Genomic DNA, 17144 nt, shown 5'->3' with positions numbered 1-17144 from the left:
ATCCCGCACAGGACCCTGGCCCCCGTGTCCGGGGGTGCGCAAGGGCGTCGGTAGGACTCTTGCGACGGGTAGTTGGACTTTACTGTTCCGGATCACCCGCAGGGCCGCACCGCTGAACGACCGTCACTCGAACATGTGACAGGCCCCTCCCCGCGAAGGGGGAGGGGCCGTCGGCCGCCAGGTGCCCGCGCCCGTCCCGCCGGGGCCCCGAGGGCCCCGGCGGATCAGGGCCGCGTCGCCCGTTCCAGGGCGAGGAGCGCCGACACGTACGCCCGTCCCGTGGCCCGCTCCATCCCGATCTCGCACGTCCGGTTGGCCGAAAGGTGCGCGTCGAACGGGCGCGCCGTCACCTCGGCCGCCTCCCGCGCCGTCGCCGAGGCGGTCAGCTCCGGGTGCAGCATGCCCCGGTCACCGGCGAACGCGCAGCACCCGGCGTCGACGGGCACCACGACCTCCTCCGCGCACGCCGCGGCCACCGCGGTGAGCTTCTCCTCGTCGCCCAGGTGCCGCATCGAACACGTCGGATGCACCACCGCCGAGTCCACCCTGCGCAGCACCTCCAGGCGCGGCAGCAGTTCGTCCGCCGCCCACACCAGGGAGTCGACCACCGTCAGGGCGGCGTGCAGCCCCCGGTTCTCCCCGGTGAGGTGCGGGACGACCTCGTGCGCCAGCCCCAGGGTGCACGAGGACGCGTCCACGACCAGCGGCAGCCGCCCGCCGTTCGTCCACTCCCAGGCCGCCTCCACGATCCGGTTCGCCATCAGCTCGTTGCCCCGCCGGTATCCCTTGGAGTGCCAGATGGTGGCGCAGCACGTACCGGCCACGTCCTCCGGGATCCACACCGGCCGCCCGGCCCGCGCCGACACCGCCACGACCGCCTCGGGCAGCGAGAGCCCCGGCACCCCGGCCGGATTCCCGAAGATCCGGTTCACGCAGGCCGGGTAGTAGACGGCGGCGGCGTCCGCCCGGACCGTGCGCGGCAGCCGCCGTGCCGCGGCGGCCGGGATCTCCGGCAGCCACTCCGGTACGAGGTCGGGCCGCACCGCCCTGCGGGCGAGGCCCGTCAGCCGTTCCAGGGCACGGTCCCCGATCCGGCTCGCGGCACCGAGCGCGAGCCGCGCGGCGGTCTCGACGGCCCGGAAGTTCCGCGCGGCCAGGGCGGCGAGCCGCTCCTCGCCCGCGGAGTGCCGCGCGTGCCGGAACTCCCGCATGAGCGCGCCCGTGTCGATCCCCACCGGGCAGGCCAGCGCGCACGTCGAGTCGCCCGCGCAGGTGTCCACCGCGTCGTAGCCGTACGCCTCCAGGAGCCGCGCCTCGACCGGTGAACCGGGCGCCTGCCGCATCATCTCGCGGCGCAGCACGATCCGCTGGCGCGGAGTCGTCGTCAGATCACCGCTCGGGCAGGTCGGTTCGCAGAAGCCGCACTCGATGCAGGGGTCGGCGATCCGCTCCACGGCCGGAATCGTCTTCAATCCGCGCAGATGGGCCTGCGGGTCCCGGTCCAGGACGATCCTCGGGGCGAGGACCCCCTCCGGGTCGAGCAGCTCCTTGGTGCGCCACATCAGCTCGGTCGCCCGCGGCCCCCACTCCAGCTCCAGGAACGGCGCGATGTTCCGCCCGGTGGCGTGCTCGGCCTTGAGGGAGCCGTCGAAGCGCTCCACGGTCAGCTTGCAGAACGCGTCCATGAACGCCGCGTACCGCTCCACGTCCGCGGGGTCGCCCGCGTCGAAGGCCAGCAGGAAGTGCAGGTTGCCGTGGGCCGCGTGTCCGGCGACGGCGGTGTCGAAGCCGTGCCGGGCCTGGAGGTCGAGCAGTTCCGCACAGGCCTCGGCGAGCCGGTCCGGCGGCACCGCGAAGTCCTCGGTGATCAGCGTCGTGCCCGGGGGGCGGGTCCCGCCGACGGCCGTCACGAAGGCCTTGCGGGCCTTCCAGTAGCCGTTGATCCGCCCCGCGTCCCGGGTGAACGCGTTGTCGGCCGACGCGACCGGGGCGACCGTCTCGAGCCCGTCGAGGACGGCCCGCGCCGCCCGCTCGTACGCCTCCAGGGCCGCCGCGTCCGGGGCCCGGAACTCGACCAGGAGCGCCGCCGTCCCGTCCGGCAGCCCGGCCCAGTCGGCCGGCACGCCCGGCACGCTCACGGAGGCGCGCAGGGTGTTGCAGTCCATCAGCTCGACCGCGCGGGCCCCGGCCCCGGTGAAGTGCGGCACGGCCGCGGCGGCGGCCGTCAGGGAGGGGAAGAACAGCAGGCCGGCGCAGACCGCGCGGTCCAGCGGCAGGGTGTCGAAGACGACCTCGGAGATGAAGCCGAAGGTGCCCTGGGAGCCGACCATCAGGCCCCGCAGGATCTCGGCCGGAGTGGTCCCGTCGAGGAAGGCGTCGAGCCGGTAGCCGTTGGTGTTCTTCAGGGCGTGCTTGGCCCGGATGCGCGCGGTCAGCTCCGCGTCGGCCTCGATCTCCGCCTTCAGCTCCAGGAGACCGGCGCACAGCCTCGGCTCGGCGCGCGCGAGCGCGGTGTCGGCGTCCGGGGCGCCGGTGTCGACGATCGTCCCGCTCGGCAGGACGAAGGTGAGCGAGGCCAGGGTGCGGTAGGAGTTGCGGGTGGTGCCGGCCGTCATCCCCGAGGCGTTGTTGGCCACCACGCCGCCGAGCGTGCAGGCGACCGCGCTCGCCGGGTCGGGCCCGAGGACGCGCCCGTGAGGGGCGAGCGCGGCATTGGCCCGGACGACGGTGGTGCCCGGACCGCAGCGGACGCGGGCGCCCCCGTCCAGGACCTCGGTGCCGACCCAGTGCCGGCGCACGTCGACGAGGATGTCCTCGCCCTGCGCCTGCCCGTTGAGGCTCGTCCCGGCGGCCCGGAAGACCACCTCGCGGCCCTTGCCCCGCGCGTACGACAGCACGGCCGACACGTCGTCCACGTCCTCCGCGACGACCACCACCTGCGGCAGGAACCGGTAGGGGCTGGCGTCCGAGGCGTACCGCACCAGGTCGGAGAGCTTCGTCAGGACCTTCTCGGGGCCGAGGAGCTCGGTCAGCTCCTCGCGCAGCCGCCGCGGGGTGCCCTTCGCCAGGAGCCCGGGGATCCGGTCCGGGGCCGGGGCCTTCCGCACGCGCGGGCCGAGGGCCCCGGGCTTCGGTTCCAGCAGCGGCATGTCACGGCTCCCCTTCGGCGCGCCCGGCCCGGGGTCAGCAGCCGTCCGGTCCGGGGTCCACCAGGGCCGACAGCAGTTCTCCGAGCACCTCGCGCTGGTCGACGGTCAATGGAGCAAGGATCTCCTCCGCCGCCCCCCGGCGCGCGCAGCGCAGCTCCCGCAGCGTGGCGCGTCCCTCCTCGGTGAGCTCGATCCGCACCACCCGGCGGTTGGCCGGATCGGGCGCCCGGCGCACCCGGCCGCTCGCCTCCAGTCCGTCGACCAGGCTGGTCACCGCCCGAGGGACGACCTCCAGGCGGGCGGCGAGGTCGGCCATCCGGGGCGGTTCGGCGTACGTGGCGACCGTCCGGAGCAGCCTCGACTGGGCGGGGGTGATGCCGACCGGCTCCAGATGGCGCTTCTGGATCCGGTGGAGGCGGCGGGTGAGCCGCAGCAGCTGCTCGGCGAGGAGCCCGTCGGCGTCGGGCCGCGCGCGCGGCCGGTCGGGGGTGCTCATGCCGGCAACATTATCAGGACCACACTCATTGTGAACATAGGTAAGAGTGAGTTATGGTCGGAGGACCCGCCCGTGCGTCCCCGCGCCGTGCGCTCGGCGTCGTCCGTGCCGTACGGGCGCCCGGTGCGCAGCGCCCGGTTCCGGGCGCGCCGCCCGGGCGCGTCACCGTGCCGTTCCCGCCGCCCGCCGGACACGGCCGACCTGCGAAGGAGCCCATGCACCCCCACGACCAGTCCACCTGGACACCCCCGCCCCGCGCTGCCGGACAGCCCCGGGAGCCCGCCCAGCTGCGGCGGATCCTCGGCCTCTTCCGTCCCTACCGCGCCCGCCTCGCGCTCGTCGGCCTCCTCGTCGGCGCCGCCTCGCTCGTCTCGGTCGCCTCCCCGTTCCTGCTCAAGGAGATCCTCGACACCGCGATCCCCCAGGGCCGTACCGGACTCCTCGGCCTGCTCGCCCTCGGCATGATCCTCACCGCCGTCCTCACCGGTGTCTTCGGCGTGCTCCAGACGCTGATCTCCACCACGGTCGGGCAGCGCGTCATGCACGACCTGCGCACCGGGGTCTACGCCCAGCTCCAGCGCATGCCGCTGGCCTTCTTCACCCACACCCGCACCGGCGAGGTGCAGTCCCGCATCGCCAACGACATCGGCGGCATGCAGGCCACCGTGACCTCCACGGCCACCTCCCTCGTCGCCAACCTCACCGCCGTCGTCGCGACCGTCGTCGCCATGCTCGCCCTCGAATGGCGCCTCACCCTCGTCTCCCTGCTCCTGCTCCCCGTCTTCGTCTGGATCAGCAGGCGCGTCGGCCGCGAGCGGAAGCGGATCACCACCCAGCGCCAGAAGCAGATGGCCGCGATGGCCGCGACGGTCACCGAGTCCCTCTCCGTGAGCGGCATCCTGCTCGGCCGCACCATGGGCCGCGCGGACTCGCTCACCCGGTCCTTCGCCGCCGAGTCCGAGCGCCTCGTCGACCTCGAGGTGCGCTCCTCCATGGCCGGACGCTGGCGCATGGCCACCATCGGGATCGTCATGGCCGCCATGCCCGCCCTGCTCTACTGGGCCGCCGGCCTCGCCCTCCGCTCCGGCGGCGCGGCGATCTCCCTCGGTACCCTCGTGGCCTTCGTCTCGCTCCAGCAGGGCCTGTTCCGGCCCGCCGTGAGCCTGCTCTCCACCGGCGTGCAGATCCAGACCTCGCTCGCCCTCTTCCAGCGCATCTTCGAATACCTCGACCTGCCCGTCGACATCACCGAGCCCGCCGACCCGGTCCGCCTGGAGAAGGTCCGCGGCGAGGTCGCCTTCGAAGGGGTCGAGTTCCGTTACGACCCCGACGCGACCGGTCCGGCGACCCTCGACGCCGTCGACCTGACCGTGCCCGCAGGCGAAAGCCTGGCCGTGGTCGGAGCGACCGGCGCGGGCAAGTCCACCCTCGGGCTGCTCGTGCCCCGGCTGTACGACGTGACCGGCGGCCGCGTCACCCTCGACGGGGTGGACGTACGGGACCTCGACTTCGACACGCTGGCCCGCGCCGTCGGCGTGGTCTCCCAGGAGACCTACCTCTTCCACGCCTCGGTGGCCGACAACCTGCGCTTCGCCCGGCCCGACGCCACGGACGAGGAGATCGAGGCCGCCGCCCGCGCGGCCCAGATCCACGACCACATCGCCTCGCTGCCCGACGGCTACGACACCCTGGTCGGCGAACGCGGCCACCGCTTCTCCGGCGGGGAGAAACAGCGCCTGGCCATCGCCCGCACGATCCTGCGCGACCCTCCCGTCCTGATCCTGGACGAGGCCACCAGCGCGCTCGACACCCGCACCGAACGCGCCGTGCAGGAGGCCATCGACGCGCTCTCGAAGGGCCGCACCACCCTCACCATCGCCCACCGGCTCTCCACCGTCCGCGACGCGGACCAGATCGTCGTCCTGGAGGCCGGGCGCATCGCCGAGCGCGGTACCCACGAGGAACTCCTCGCGCTGAACGGGCGGTACGCGGAGCTGGTGCGGCAGGACGCCCGTGGAGCTCAGGGAGCCGAACAGGCGAACGTGGGAGCGGGTGTTCCCCAGAACGTGTGATCGTTCCGGGATTCGTTGCTCCACTCCACTGCGGCGCCGGATGATGACGGTGCGCAAGCGACGGGCTGCAGACCGCGTAGGCGCTGTCCCGACGAAGAACATGCACGAGGAGAAGTCCCACCATGAACGTGATCACCAACCTGCTCGCCGGCGTCGCCCACTTCCTGGGCTGGCTCGTCTGACGATCGCAGTGCCCGGCGCCGCCGGCCCCCCGTCCCAGGGGGCCGGCGGCGCCGCCGCGTCCGGCGGCCTCAGGCGGGGACCCCACTCGGCACCGGGGCGTCCACAGCCGGTTCGCGGGCGAGCAGGCGGCGGATGTCCGTCACCGCCGCCCGGCCCGCCCGGTTGGCGCCGATGGTCGAGGCGGACGGCCCGTACCCGACCAGGTGGACGCGTGCGTCCCGTACGGCACGGGTGCCCTCCAGCCGGATGCCGCCGCCCGGCTCCCGCAGCCGCAGCGGCGCCAGGTGGTCGATGGCGGCACGGAAGCCGGTGGCCCACAGGATCACGTCCGCGTCGACGCTCCGTCCGTCGTTCCAGGCCACTCCGGTCGGGGTGATCCGGTCGAACATCGGCAGCCGGTCGAGCACGCCGCTCTCCCGGGCGGCCCGGACCCCGTCGGTGAGGGGCAGTCCCGTCACCGAGACGACGCTCCGCGGCGGCAGGCCCCGCCGTACCCGCTCCTCCACGAGCGCGACGGCCGCCCGCCCCTCCGCCTCGCCGAAGGAACCCTCGCGGAAGACCGGCTCGCGGCGCGTGACCCAGGTCGTCCCGGCCGCGACCGGGGCGATCTCCATGAGGTGCTGCGTACCGGAGGCCCCGCCCCCGACCACGATCACGCGCTTGCCCGCGAAGGCCTCGGGCCCGGGGTAGCCGGCGGTGTGCAGCTGGACGCCCCGGAAGGTCTCCTGGCCCGGATAACGGGGCCAGAACGGGCGGTCCCAGGTGCCGGTGGCGTTGATCAGGGCGCGCGCCGCGAAGACTCCCTCGGAGGTCTCGACGCGCAGCCGCCCGTCCTCGCCCTCCCGGACGGTGCTCACGCCGACGGGCCGGCGCACCCGCAGCCCGAACGTCCGCTCGTACGTCTCGAAGTACTCCTGGATCACCTCGGAGGACGGTCGCGCGGGGTCGGCCCCGGTCAGTTCCATGCCGGGAAGGGCGTGCATCCCATGGACCTTGCCGTACGTCAGGGACGGCCACCGGAACTGCCAGGCACCGCCGGGCCGGGGCGCGTGGTCCAGGACCACGAAGTCCCGGTCCGGCTCCAGACCGACCCGCCGCAGGTGGAACGCGGCGGACAGGCCCGCCTGCCCGGCGCCGATGACGACCACGTCCACGGCGCTGACCTCTTCGACCCCAATTTCGTTCACGTTTCTACCAACGGGGCGCGGGCCCGCGATCTTCCCGGCGACGGGGACCCCGGTCGCTGCTCCGGCCGGCCGTGGCCCGTCCCAAGGGCCGGTCGCTGCGCGCTTTCCACCCGCCCGGGCGGCAGGATGGCGCCATGGCGCACTCCTTCACCACCACCCTGCTCGACCTCACCACCGGCCACCGCGAGACCGTCACCGATCTGACCCGTGACTGCGAGGCCTTCCTCGCCGAGGCCGCAGCCGGCCGCGACGGTCTGCTCAACCTCTTCGTCCCCCACGCCACGGCGGGCCTCGCCGTCCTGGAGACCGGCTCGGGCAGCGACGCGGACCTCCTGGCCACCCTCCACCACCTCCTCCCGGCGGACGACCGCTGGCAGCACCGCCACGGCAGCCCCGGCCACGGCCGCGACCACGTCCTCCCCGCGTTCCTCCCACCCCACGCCACCCTCCCGGTCCTCGCCGGCCGCCTGGCCCTGGGTACCTGGCAGTCGGTCTGCCTGGTGGACACGAACAAGGACAACCCGGAGCGGCAGGTGCGGTTGAGCTTCCTGGGCTGAATCGATCCGATCAAGATCGTCCCGGGTGTGGCCGTCACGTCTCCTCACGGTCCGGCGTGACGGGAGAGAGACGCGCCCTGTCACCACGACGCGATCGACGGCTGCGGCACGTGCTTGCTCGGGGCACGCCGCCTGTGGCGACCGCGGACGGCCGGGCCGTCCGCCGACGTCCTGTCGGGGATCAGTCAGGCGGCGGCACGAGATCTCCGCGCAGCCGTCGGGTACGGAGCACCAGCTCCAGTTCGAAGCGCCGGTCCGGGTCGTCCAGGTCGTCGCCCCACAACTCGCGGAGCTGTCTCAGCCGGTAGCGCACGGTCTGCGGGTGGACTCCGAGCCGGGCGGCCACCTCCGGAGCGCCTCCCCGCGTCTCCAGCCAAGCCAGCAGTGTCTCGGCGAGACGGTGGGCGTGCGCCGGCCCGCCGGACTCGTCCAGCCGCGCCAGCCTCCTTCGCGCCAGATCGTCGATCAACTCACCTGCGGGCAGCAGTACCAGGGCTTCGACGTGCTCGCCGCAGTTCAGGAGCCGTCCTCGCGGCAGCAGGCCCTGTTCGATCATCCTGACAGCGGCATCGGCCCATCGCAGCGACGTGGCGGCCTCGGACACGGGAACCGGCGGGCCGATCGCGCCGGACCAGCCGGCGACTGCCCGGTGCAGCAACTCCGCGCGTCCGGGGGCGTCCGGGTCGGGTACGACGAGGCGCGGCCGTTCGCCCTCCATGTCGAACAGCACCTCGTCGCCCACGGCCGGGGCGACCGCCTCCGCGGCAGGGCGAAGCAGCACGGCCACCGCGACCTTCTCGGGCAGGTGCCAACCCACGTCCGCCGCGCGGTCGGCGAGGACGGCGGACGGATCCGAGCGGTGCTCGGCGAGCAGGAGAGCGACGAGAAGACGTTGCAGGCGGAGCCGCTCCCCGGCCTGGCGGGCGATGGCTTCGGCGTAGCCCTGTACCGACTGGGCCACTATCACGTCGAGGTACTCGAACGCGGACTCGGCGAGCTCGTACATGGCTGAGGACGGAATCTCGGCCTGCTGGCCGATCTCCGCCATGCGCCGCCAGGAAAGGCGCACGCCCAGCCGGTAGATCCCCTGCAGGGAGTCCAGGCTGCGCCCGTGTGCGACCTCACCCCGCCCGAAGTCCCGGAACATCTCGGGAAGGGCGCTCGGCCGGTCCGCGCCGGTGATCATCTGCTCCACGAAGAGCTCCAGCGCGTGCCGGATCGCCACCAAGGCCTTGGGCTCTCCGGACTCGTCGACGATGAACACCAGGCCCGGGTACTCCCGCCGGATCTCGGCGAGGATGTCCTGGGCCAGCTCGGGGACCTGCTCCAGGGCCCGGTCGGCGAACTGCTGAATCCGTTCTCGTGGCACGTCGCGCCACGCTGACGAGGCTTCCAAACCACCGCTCCTGGATGTCCGGTCTTCATGAGCTCGGTCAGCCGGCCTGCACAGGCGCAAACTAGCCCGCGCCGGGGCCGGCTGTGCTGGAGGGCCCGTGGGTGGGCGGGTCGGGGAATGTGACGAGCGGCACGTTCTGCTGCTCGGGTGTGGCGTCGAGAGCGGCCACGATTCCAAAGGCGGCGCCTGTGGCCAGAGCGGCAGCGGCGACGCAGGTCAGGAGGGCGGCGAAGAGTCTGGACATGAGGATGATCGGCCTCTCAGTCGATGAGGTCTGTCACCCAGCGCGCCGGCCCGGTCCGGCGCGGTCAGTATGCGAGGCGCATTGACAGGTGGTCAAGCTCCACCTAGCTTCGCCGTTCACAGCAGTGTTACCACCGGGTAAGTCGCTCATCGCCCCGGGCAGGCTGTGATCCGTGCGCGCGGCCCGTCCCGCACCGCCGTGAACTTCCGCATCTCGCGTCCGTATCGGAGTACCCGCATGCGTCGTTCCATATCACTTTTGTCCCTGATTCTGCTGGGTGCCGGTGTCTTTCTGCTGGTGCTCACCCAACTGCTCGCCTGGTACGTGGAGCCGCGCGCCAAACGCACGCCGACCGATACGGTCTCCACGACGGTCTTCGAAGGTCAGGGCAGCTACTTCGACACCGGGTCCGTTTCCACGGTGGACGACCAGACGATAACGATCACCCGCCGGGTGCTGGGGGACGTCGCCGGCAGTGAGCGCACCGGAAACGCGATCTGGGATGTGTCGACCCAGATCGACACGCCGAAGACGCTGCCGCTCGCCGACCCGCGGAAGTCCCTCCAGTGGACCACCGAGCGATGGGTGACCGACCGCCGGACGAACCTTCCGGTGCACTGCTGCGAGGAGAAGCCCGGGTTCGAGGGCGAGGCCTACCTGAAGTTCCCGTTCGACGTCGAGAAGCGCACGTACGACTGGTGGGACAGCAGTCTGGGCGCCACCGTGCCGCTGGAGTTCGACGGGGTCACCAGGATCGACGGGCACGAGGGTTACCGCTTCGTCGGCGCCGTCAAGGCCACCGCTACCGGCACCCGTCTGGTGCCCGGCGTGCTGGTCGGCAGTTCGAGGCCGGGCCAGGTGCTGGCCGAGGAGTGGTACTCCAACGCGAGGATCGAGCTCACCGTGGACCCGCGAACGGGACGGATCATGAACGCGCTGATCGCTCCGACGAAGACGCTACGGGCCCCGGGTTCACGGAAGGACGCGGTCACCCTGCTGTCCAGCGAGCGGCTGGAATTCACCGACGCGACCCGGCGCGAGCAGGTGAAGCTGGCCTCCGAGGACAGCGGCCGACTGGAGCTGCTCGGTGAGACCGCGCCTCTGGCGGGTGGGATCGCGGGCGGTCTGCTGGTCGCCGCGGGCACGGTGCTGCTGGTTCGGGGCCGACGGCCGCGACACTCAGAAGAGTGATGAAACACGACTCCTCGAACGGCCCGAACTTGTCACCGCCGTGAGTAGCCGGAACGAATCGCTTGAACGAACACTGACGTTACCACTCAGTAAGGCCAGTGTTTCCCGGTGGAACCGGCTCTCGCCCGAGGGTCTCCCACCGTCCCGGTGCGGACAGGACGCCCACATGCCCAGGCCCGGTCCGCACCACAGCACCCGCACACCGATAGCCGCAGTACCCGCACACCGAGCCAGCCCAGCGCTTCATCCCCGGAAGCCCGGCAACCCCACCCGCCTGCCTCTCGAAGCCCCGAGTTGGAGCACCTCTATGCCCCAGCGCGCGTCCGCCCTGGCCCTCGGCCAGAAGGACTCCTTTTCCGTCCCCGCTCAAGCCCGCACCGGCAGCCACGTCGCCGACTCGCCTGCCCCTGACCCGCACGTCGCATCCCCCGACGCACCTCTGCCGCGCAGGATCACCTTTCTCGCCCGCCGCGACCTGGCCAACCGGGCAGCCGGTGGCTCGGAACTGCTGATCGACCGGATAGCCGACGGTCTGACCGCCGGCGGCCACGAGGTGACGCTCGTGTGCGGTGGACCGGCCGCCCCGCGCGACTACCGGGTGGTCTCCGCGGGAGGCGACGCAGGTCACTTCGTGCGCGCCAGGGCGACCCTCGCCCGGGAGGTCGGCGTCTGCGACCTGCTGGTCGAGGTCTGCAACGGCATGCCGTACCTGGCGCCGCTGTGGCATCGTGGACCGACGTTGTGCCTGGTCAACCACGTGCATACGGATCTCTGGCAGATGCGTTACCCGGGCCCGGCGGCACGGCTCGGGCGCAGGCTGGAGCACTGGGCACTGGCGGGATCGCACCGCGACAACCTGGTGGTGGCCGTCTCGGAGTCGACCGCCTCCGAGCTGCGCGGCATCGGCGTGGCCGCGGACCGCATCCGGATCGTCAACAACGGCGTCGAGGAGCCCGGCCCCCTGTTGCCCGAGGCGAAGGAGCCGCTGTTCCTGGCCGTCGGCCGGCTGGTGGAGTACAAGCGCATCGACCTGCTCCTCCGGTTGTGGGAGCGGGTCCGCCCCGTCACCGGTGGCCGACTCGTCATCGTGGGTGACGGTCCCGAACGGTCACGCCTCGAGGCCATGGCCGGCCCCGCCGTGACGTTCGCCGGCCGGGTGTCGGACGCCGAGAAGCACCGGCTGATGTGTGAGGCGTGGCTGCTGCTGCACCCTTCCCTCGTCGAGGGCTGGGGGCTGGTCGTCACCGAGGCAGCGGCCCGGGCCACCCCGGCGATCGGTTTCGACATACCCGGCCTGTGCGACTCCATCGAGGACGGGGAGACCGGGGTGCTCGCCCGGGGCGAAAGTTCGTTCGCCGCCGCGTGGTGCACCTTGTCCCTCAGCACCGAACGGCGCGCGTCCATGGGACGTGCCGCCGCGCAGCGCGCCAAGCGCTTCCGCTGGAGTACGGCGGTCCGTCAGTTCCAGGAGGTCGCCGCCGAGGCGGTGGCCCGCGCCGCCGCCCAGGAACGCGGCGGGCACGGCCATGGCTGAGATCACCGAACGCGGATTCAAGGATCCGTCGCTGAGGCGATCGGCCGCCCTCTTCCGGGCGTTCATGCGCGAACCCAGCGATCCCGAAGGGTGCTACTCCCTGTTGGCCCGTGACTCGGTCGCACAGGTGGCACGTCATATCGACCTGGCCGGCAAGATCGTCGTCGACGTCGGCGGCGGCAGCGGCCACTTCACCAAGGAGTTCCGCCGCCGTGGTGCGCAGAGCTACCTCTTCGAGCCCGACCCGCGGGAACTGAGCGCCGGCGGCCCGGTCACCGAGGGCGCGGTGCTCGCCGACGGATATCTGCTGCCGCTCGCCGACGGGGCGGCGGACGTGTGCTTCTCGTCCAATGTGCTGGAGCACGTGTCGGACCCGCAGACGTTCATCAGCGAGATGGCGCGAGTCACCCGCCCCGGCGGGCTGATCTATCTGTCGTTCACCAACTGGCTCTCACCCTGGGGAGGCCACGAGACCGCGCCGTGGCACTACCTCGGGGCCGGCCGGGCCCGCGAACGCTACGAACGGCGCACCGGCCGGGAGGCCAAGCACACGCTCGGCGAGAACCTCTTCCCCGTCCATATCGGTCCCACCCTTCGGCACGTCCGCGGCCGCGACGATGTGCAGGTCGTCACGGCGCGCTCCCGTTACTGGCCGTTCCTCGCGAGCACGATCACCCGGGTGCCGGGACTCCGCGAGATCGCCACCTGGAATCTGCTGCTGATTCTCAGGCGAAGCCCATGAGCATGCGAAGCGAGGAACGGTCATGACCACTACGGTCCAGGCACCCACGCGGGTGCCGCAGCCCGGCCCGAAGCCCTCGGAGGCGTTCGGTGATCCGCGCGGACGACGCCTGCTGTTCGGCTTCTGGGCCGTCGTCCTGGTGTCGTTCCTCGCGGTGTCACCGGGGAAGATGACGTTCGAGACCAAACTCGGCGTCGCCCTCGACCCCTGGCGCTTCATCGGCGACCTCGGTTCGCTGTGGAACGGCAACGTGGGCCTCGGCGGCATAGCCAACCAGTACATCGGCTACGCCTTCCCGGCACTGCCCTACTACGCGCTCATGGACCTCCTCCAGGTGCCGGTGTGGCTGGCCGAACGGCTCTGGCTGTCGATCATCGTGACCGCCGCCTTCTGGGGCGCGCTCCGGCTCGCCGAACGGCTGGGCGTGGGGACGCCCGCGTCCCGGGTTGTCGGTGCGGTCGTCTACGCGCTGTGGCCCACCTTCACGATCGTCATCGGATCGACCTCAGCCGCCGCGCTGCCCGGTGCCGTGCTGCCGTGGGTGCTGCTGCCGTTGACCTCCGCGAAGGCGAGCCCCCGGACGGCCGCCGCGCGTTCGGCCCTGCTGATCCCCTTCATGGGCGGCGTGAACGCCGCCTCGACACTGGCGGCGCTGCTGCCCGTGGGTCTGTACCTGCTCAGCCGCCCTCCCGGCCGGCGTCGGCGGGCGCTGCTGGGCTGGTGGATACCGGGCGTCGTGCTGGCCACCGTGTGGTGGGTGGTCCCGCTGCTCCTGCTCGGCAGGTACGGCGAGAACTTCATGCCGTACGTGGAGCAGGCCGACACGACCACCGCCACCATGTCCGCGACCGAGCTGCTGCGCGGCGCCGGCAACTGGGTGGCGTATCTGAACTTCGGTGAGGCATGGCTGCCGGCCGGCTGGACCGTCGCGACCTCCGTCGTCACCGTTCTCGGTTCGGCGTTCGCCGCGGCGCTGGGCCTCGCGGGCCTGGCCCGGCGGGACCTGCCGGAGCGCCGCTGGCTGATGCTGACCGTCCTGGCCGTCGTCCTGATCACGCTCGCCGGGTACGGCGGAGCCTTCGGCGGTCCGTTCCACGGCGCCGTCCAGGACTGGTTGAACGGGCCGCTGAAGCCGTTCCGCAACATCTACAAGTTCCAGCCGGGACTGGCCCTCGCGCTCGCCCTCGGACTGGCCCATCTGACAGCCGTGCTGTCCGAGAACAGGGGGACTCGCGCACGTCGCGGTCGCCGCTGGGTGCCCGCTGCCACGGCGGTGCTGGTACTGCCCGGTCTGGCGCTTCCGTACGCCAACGGCTCGATCCTGCAGCCCGGGGCGTTCACCAAACTCCCCACCCACTGGGAGAAGGCCGCCGACTGGCTCGAGGACAACGCCCCGAACAGCCGGGCACTGGTCGTACCGGCGACGGCGCACGGCATCTACACCTGGGGATCCCCCATCGACCAGCCGTTCGACGTCCTGGCCGAGACCCCCTGGGCGCAGCGTGACTTCGTGCCCTTCGGTACTCCCGGAGCACGCCGCATGACGGACGCGGTCGAGCAGGCGCTGCTGTCGGGCTCAGAGGTTCCGGGCCTCCAGGCCTACCTGGCACGGGCCGGCGTGCACGAGGTGGTCGTCCGCAACGACCTCGACCCCGACCAGATCGGCTACGTCCCGCCGCAGACGGTGAAGCGGACCCTGGAATCGTCCGGCTACCGCAAGATCACCGGGTTCGGACCGCTGGTGACCGGCGGACGCATCGCCGCCGACACCCCGATCCAGGTGCAGGGGCTCTACCCGCGGCTCCAGGCCGTGGAGATTTATCAGCCGCAGGGGCGCGACGGGAGGCCCGACCGGGTCGGCGTCTCGGCCGTGGCCGACACGGCCGTGGTCAGTGGCGGACCCGAGGCGCTGCTCCAGCTGTCCGCCGATCCCTCGATGGCCGAGCGGCCGGCCGTACTGGCGGGGGACGGTCTTCCCCAGGGCGTCGTCCCGCCGGTGAAGGCGGTCGCGGACGGGTTGCGTCGAGCCGACACCCGGTTCGGCCTGGTCAACAACAACACCTCGTACACCTACACCGCGGACGAGCGCAATCACTCCGGCAGCCTGCAGAACCCGGGCGAGAAGCCCAAGCAGATCCTGCCGTCGGAGGGCACCGACCACCAGACCACGGCGGTGCTGCGCGGCGCCCGTGCCGTGACGGCTTCCAGCAGTGGCAACTGGCTGTTCCACCTGCCGCAGTACGACCCGGTGCACGCCTTCGACGGCAACCCGGACACCGCGTGGGCCGAGGGCAGCCCGGGCGAGCCGGCCGGACAGTGGCTCAGCGTGGAGTTCTCCCGGCCGACCGACATCCCGGCCTCCATCCAGCTGACGCCCCTGCCGGGCGACTCGATGCGCGCGGCGCCCACCCGGGTGCGGGTCGAGACCGACCGCGGTTCGGCCGACAGCCCCCTGCAGACGAACGGCCTGCCGCAGACCGTCAAGGCTCCCTCGGGCGAGTCCTCCTGGATGAAGATCACCATCGTCGCCGCGCAACAGGCGCGACCGGGCCTCTCCGGGGCCGGATTCGCCGAGGTGTCGATCCCGGACGTGCAGGTGACGCGCATGCTGGTGCTGCCCGCCGACGCGGCGCACACCGACGCGGCGGCGAGCGTGTACTCCCTGCACCGCGGAACCGACCCGGGCGGCCTGTCGCCCGTATCGGCCGAGGTGGGACTGCACCGGCGGTTCAGCACCCGGGAACCGGGCGAGTACCAGGTGTCGGCGCGAGCCGTCGCCGTGCCCGGCGGCGCGCTCGATGAACTGCTCGACCGCTCGGCACCCGGGCCGAAGGACCGGGTGACGGCCAGTGTGGACTCCATCAGCCGGGGCGGCACGTCGCTCAGCGCCCGCAACCTGGTCGACGGTGACCTCACCACCGCCTGGATCGCGGGCGACCGGCCCGTCATCCACCTGAGCTGGCCCCGGAAGAAGAAGATCGACGAGGTCATCCTCGCGCCGGCGGGCGGGGTGTCCACCCGGCCCGAGCAGGTGATGATCGGCTCCCCGCACGGCGCCGCGGTGGCCGACGTCGACGAGAACGGGCGGGTCCGCTTCCCGCAGATCGAGACGAACCGGCTCGACATCACCGTCAGCAGGGTCGCCCCGCTCACCGTCCACAATCCGGTGGCGAACGCGGGGTTGCAGCTGCCGGTCGGGCTGAGCGAGGTGCACGTTCCCGCACTGGCCGATCTGCGTGTGCCGCGGGCGAAGCCGTCCGCGCGCTTCTCGCTGCCGTGCGGTCAGGGCCCGGACCTCGCTGTGGGCGGTGTGCTGCACAAGACGAAGGCCTCCGGACTCGTCCGGGACCTCACCGAGCGGCGGCCCGTCACCGTCGCCCTCTGCGCGGGGGAGGAGAAGGACGGCACCCTGGAACTTCCGCCCGGCGATCACGAGGTGGAGGCGGGTGACGCGGGGCCGCTGGCGATCACCGACGTCACGCTGACCCGGGGCACTCCGCGGGAACTGGAGGGAGCGGCGGGCCGCGAGGCCACCGTCACCCGGTGGACCGACGACAGCCGGACCGTTTCGGTGTCGGCCGGCTCGGGCGAGGCGACGTACCTGCGGACCTACGAGAACGCCAACGACGGTTGGAAGGCCACCCTGGACGGCACGGAGCTGGAGCCGGTGCGCCTCGACGGCTGGCAGCAGGCCTGGGTGATTCCGGCCGGGGCGTCCGGCACGGTGACCATGGAGTTCGAGCCCTCGGGGGCGTACCGGGCAGCTCTGGTCGGCGGTGCGTTCGCCCTCGTCGCCCTGGCCGCCCTGGCCTTCGTGGGCCGCCGACGCGGAGACGGGGGGAGCGACGAGGAGCTGCCCGAGCCGCCGCCGCCGGGGATGCTGCTCGGAACGCTCGCGCTGACCGCGGTCGTCGCGGTGGCGGCGGGGCCGCTGGCCCTGGTCGTGCCCGTACTCGCCGTGGCGGCGCGGTTCCGGCCGGCCGTGCTGGTGCCGACCGCGGCGGCGGCGATGGCCGGAGCGGGCCTCGTCGCGGCCGTCGGCGCCGGGGAGCCGGTCGCCACCGGGGAGGGCGCGTTCAGCGGCTTCGCCCAGGTGCTCGCGCTGATCGCCCTGGCCTCCGCCCTGGTGACCGCGGTGAGGCCGGCGTCCGTCGCCGCCCGTGGCCGTGGCGACCGGCGCGGGCGTGACGACGGGCGCGAGGACGGCGATTCCGACGCGCCGGAAGCCGGACCGGTGGTCACGGCCGAGCCGCGCGGAACCGGCGACGGGCACCGGCCGGAGCCGCCCCTTCGGCGGCCGGAAGGCGGTGGCCCCTCGTGACCGGGCCCTGGACCCCCGCCGGGGGGACCGATACGCCTCCCGGCGGGGTCCGGATCCCCTTTCCGACCGTGG

Annotated in this window: 11 protein-coding genes; 6 read left to right on the top strand and 5 right to left on the bottom strand. The window is 72.6% G+C overall.

Annotated elements, in window-relative coordinates:
• Nucleotides 1-224: 224 nt before the first annotated feature.
• Together ABTY40_RS06260 and ABTY40_RS06255 are read right to left on the bottom strand one after the other, a co-directional pair.
• Nucleotides 225-3149, bottom strand: coding sequence for an FAD-binding and (Fe-S)-binding domain-containing protein (locus ABTY40_RS06260; protein WP_352058429.1), 2925 nt, complete (start codon nucleotides 3147-3149; stop codon nucleotides 225-227).
• Nucleotides 3150-3183: 34 nt separating this feature from the next.
• Nucleotides 3184-3645 carry a MarR family winged helix-turn-helix transcriptional regulator gene (locus ABTY40_RS06255; RefSeq protein WP_352058428.1) on the bottom strand — a complete coding sequence of 154 codons (462 nt, stop codon included), beginning with the start codon at nucleotides 3643-3645 and terminating at the stop codon, nucleotides 3184-3186.
• 215 nt (nucleotides 3646-3860) lie between these two features.
• Between ABTY40_RS06255 and ABTY40_RS06250 the strand changes: the two genes are divergently transcribed.
• The gene (locus ABTY40_RS06250; RefSeq protein WP_352058427.1) at nucleotides 3861-5717 is read left to right on the top strand and encodes an ABC transporter ATP-binding protein; all 1857 of its coding nucleotides are present in this window, start codon (nucleotides 3861-3863) and stop codon (nucleotides 5715-5717) included.
• 251 nt (nucleotides 5718-5968) lie between these two features.
• Here ABTY40_RS06250 and ABTY40_RS06245 read toward each other — a convergent pair whose 3' ends face one another.
• Nucleotides 5969-7087 carry an NAD(P)-binding domain-containing protein gene (locus ABTY40_RS06245; protein ID WP_352058426.1) on the bottom strand — a complete coding sequence of 373 codons (1119 nt, stop codon included), beginning with the start codon at nucleotides 7085-7087 and terminating at the stop codon, nucleotides 5969-5971.
• 134 nt (nucleotides 7088-7221) lie between these two features.
• On the opposite strand from ABTY40_RS06245, the gene ABTY40_RS06240 reads away from it, so the two are divergent.
• On the top strand, nucleotides 7222-7644 hold the full coding sequence (locus ABTY40_RS06240) for a secondary thiamine-phosphate synthase enzyme YjbQ (RefSeq protein WP_352058425.1): 423 nt from the start codon (nucleotides 7222-7224) through the stop codon (nucleotides 7642-7644).
• Nucleotides 7645-7825: 181 nt separating this feature from the next.
• On the opposite strand, the gene ABTY40_RS06235 is transcribed toward ABTY40_RS06240, so the two are convergent.
• Together ABTY40_RS06235 and ABTY40_RS06230 are read right to left on the bottom strand one after the other, a co-directional pair.
• Nucleotides 7826-9013 (bottom strand): PucR family transcriptional regulator, encoded by a 1188-nt coding sequence (locus tag ABTY40_RS06235; RefSeq protein ID WP_352058424.1) that lies wholly within the window; start codon nucleotides 9011-9013, stop codon nucleotides 7826-7828.
• A gap of 88 nt (nucleotides 9014-9101) precedes the next feature.
• Nucleotides 9102-9284, bottom strand: coding sequence for a hypothetical protein (locus ABTY40_RS06230; RefSeq protein WP_352058423.1), 183 nt, complete (start codon nucleotides 9282-9284; stop codon nucleotides 9102-9104).
• A gap of 237 nt (nucleotides 9285-9521) precedes the next feature.
• On the opposite strand from ABTY40_RS06230, the gene pgfA reads away from it, so the two are divergent.
• From pgfA to ABTY40_RS06210, 4 genes are all read left to right on the top strand, one after another.
• Nucleotides 9522-10475 (top strand): cell envelope lipid trafficking protein PgfA, encoded by a 954-nt coding sequence (gene pgfA, locus ABTY40_RS06225; RefSeq protein WP_352058422.1) that lies wholly within the window; start codon nucleotides 9522-9524, stop codon nucleotides 10473-10475.
• Nucleotides 10476-10782: 307 nt separating this feature from the next.
• The gene (locus ABTY40_RS06220) at nucleotides 10783-12009 is read left to right on the top strand and encodes a glycosyltransferase family 4 protein (protein ID WP_352058421.1); all 1227 of its coding nucleotides are present in this window, start codon (nucleotides 10783-10785) and stop codon (nucleotides 12007-12009) included.
• Nucleotides 12002-12751, top strand: coding sequence for a class I SAM-dependent methyltransferase (locus ABTY40_RS06215; RefSeq protein ID WP_352058420.1), 750 nt, complete (start codon nucleotides 12002-12004; stop codon nucleotides 12749-12751). Before ABTY40_RS06220 ends, ABTY40_RS06215 begins: the two co-directional genes overlap by 8 nt.
• Before the next feature lie 22 nt (nucleotides 12752-12773).
• Nucleotides 12774-17072 (top strand): alpha-(1->3)-arabinofuranosyltransferase domain-containing protein, encoded by a 4299-nt coding sequence (locus ABTY40_RS06210; RefSeq protein ID WP_352058419.1) that lies wholly within the window; start codon nucleotides 12774-12776, stop codon nucleotides 17070-17072.
• Nucleotides 17073-17144: the final 72 nt, after the last annotated feature.

The sequence above is a fragment of the Streptomyces sp. NPDC126503 genome (genome assembly GCF_040302405.1).
GTDB classification, from domain to species: Bacteria; Actinomycetota; Actinomycetes; order Streptomycetales; family Streptomycetaceae; genus Streptomyces; species Streptomyces gulbargensis.
The sequence above is the reverse complement of the archived record's forward strand: the minus strand, read 5'-3'. Positions and strand labels throughout refer to the sequence as shown.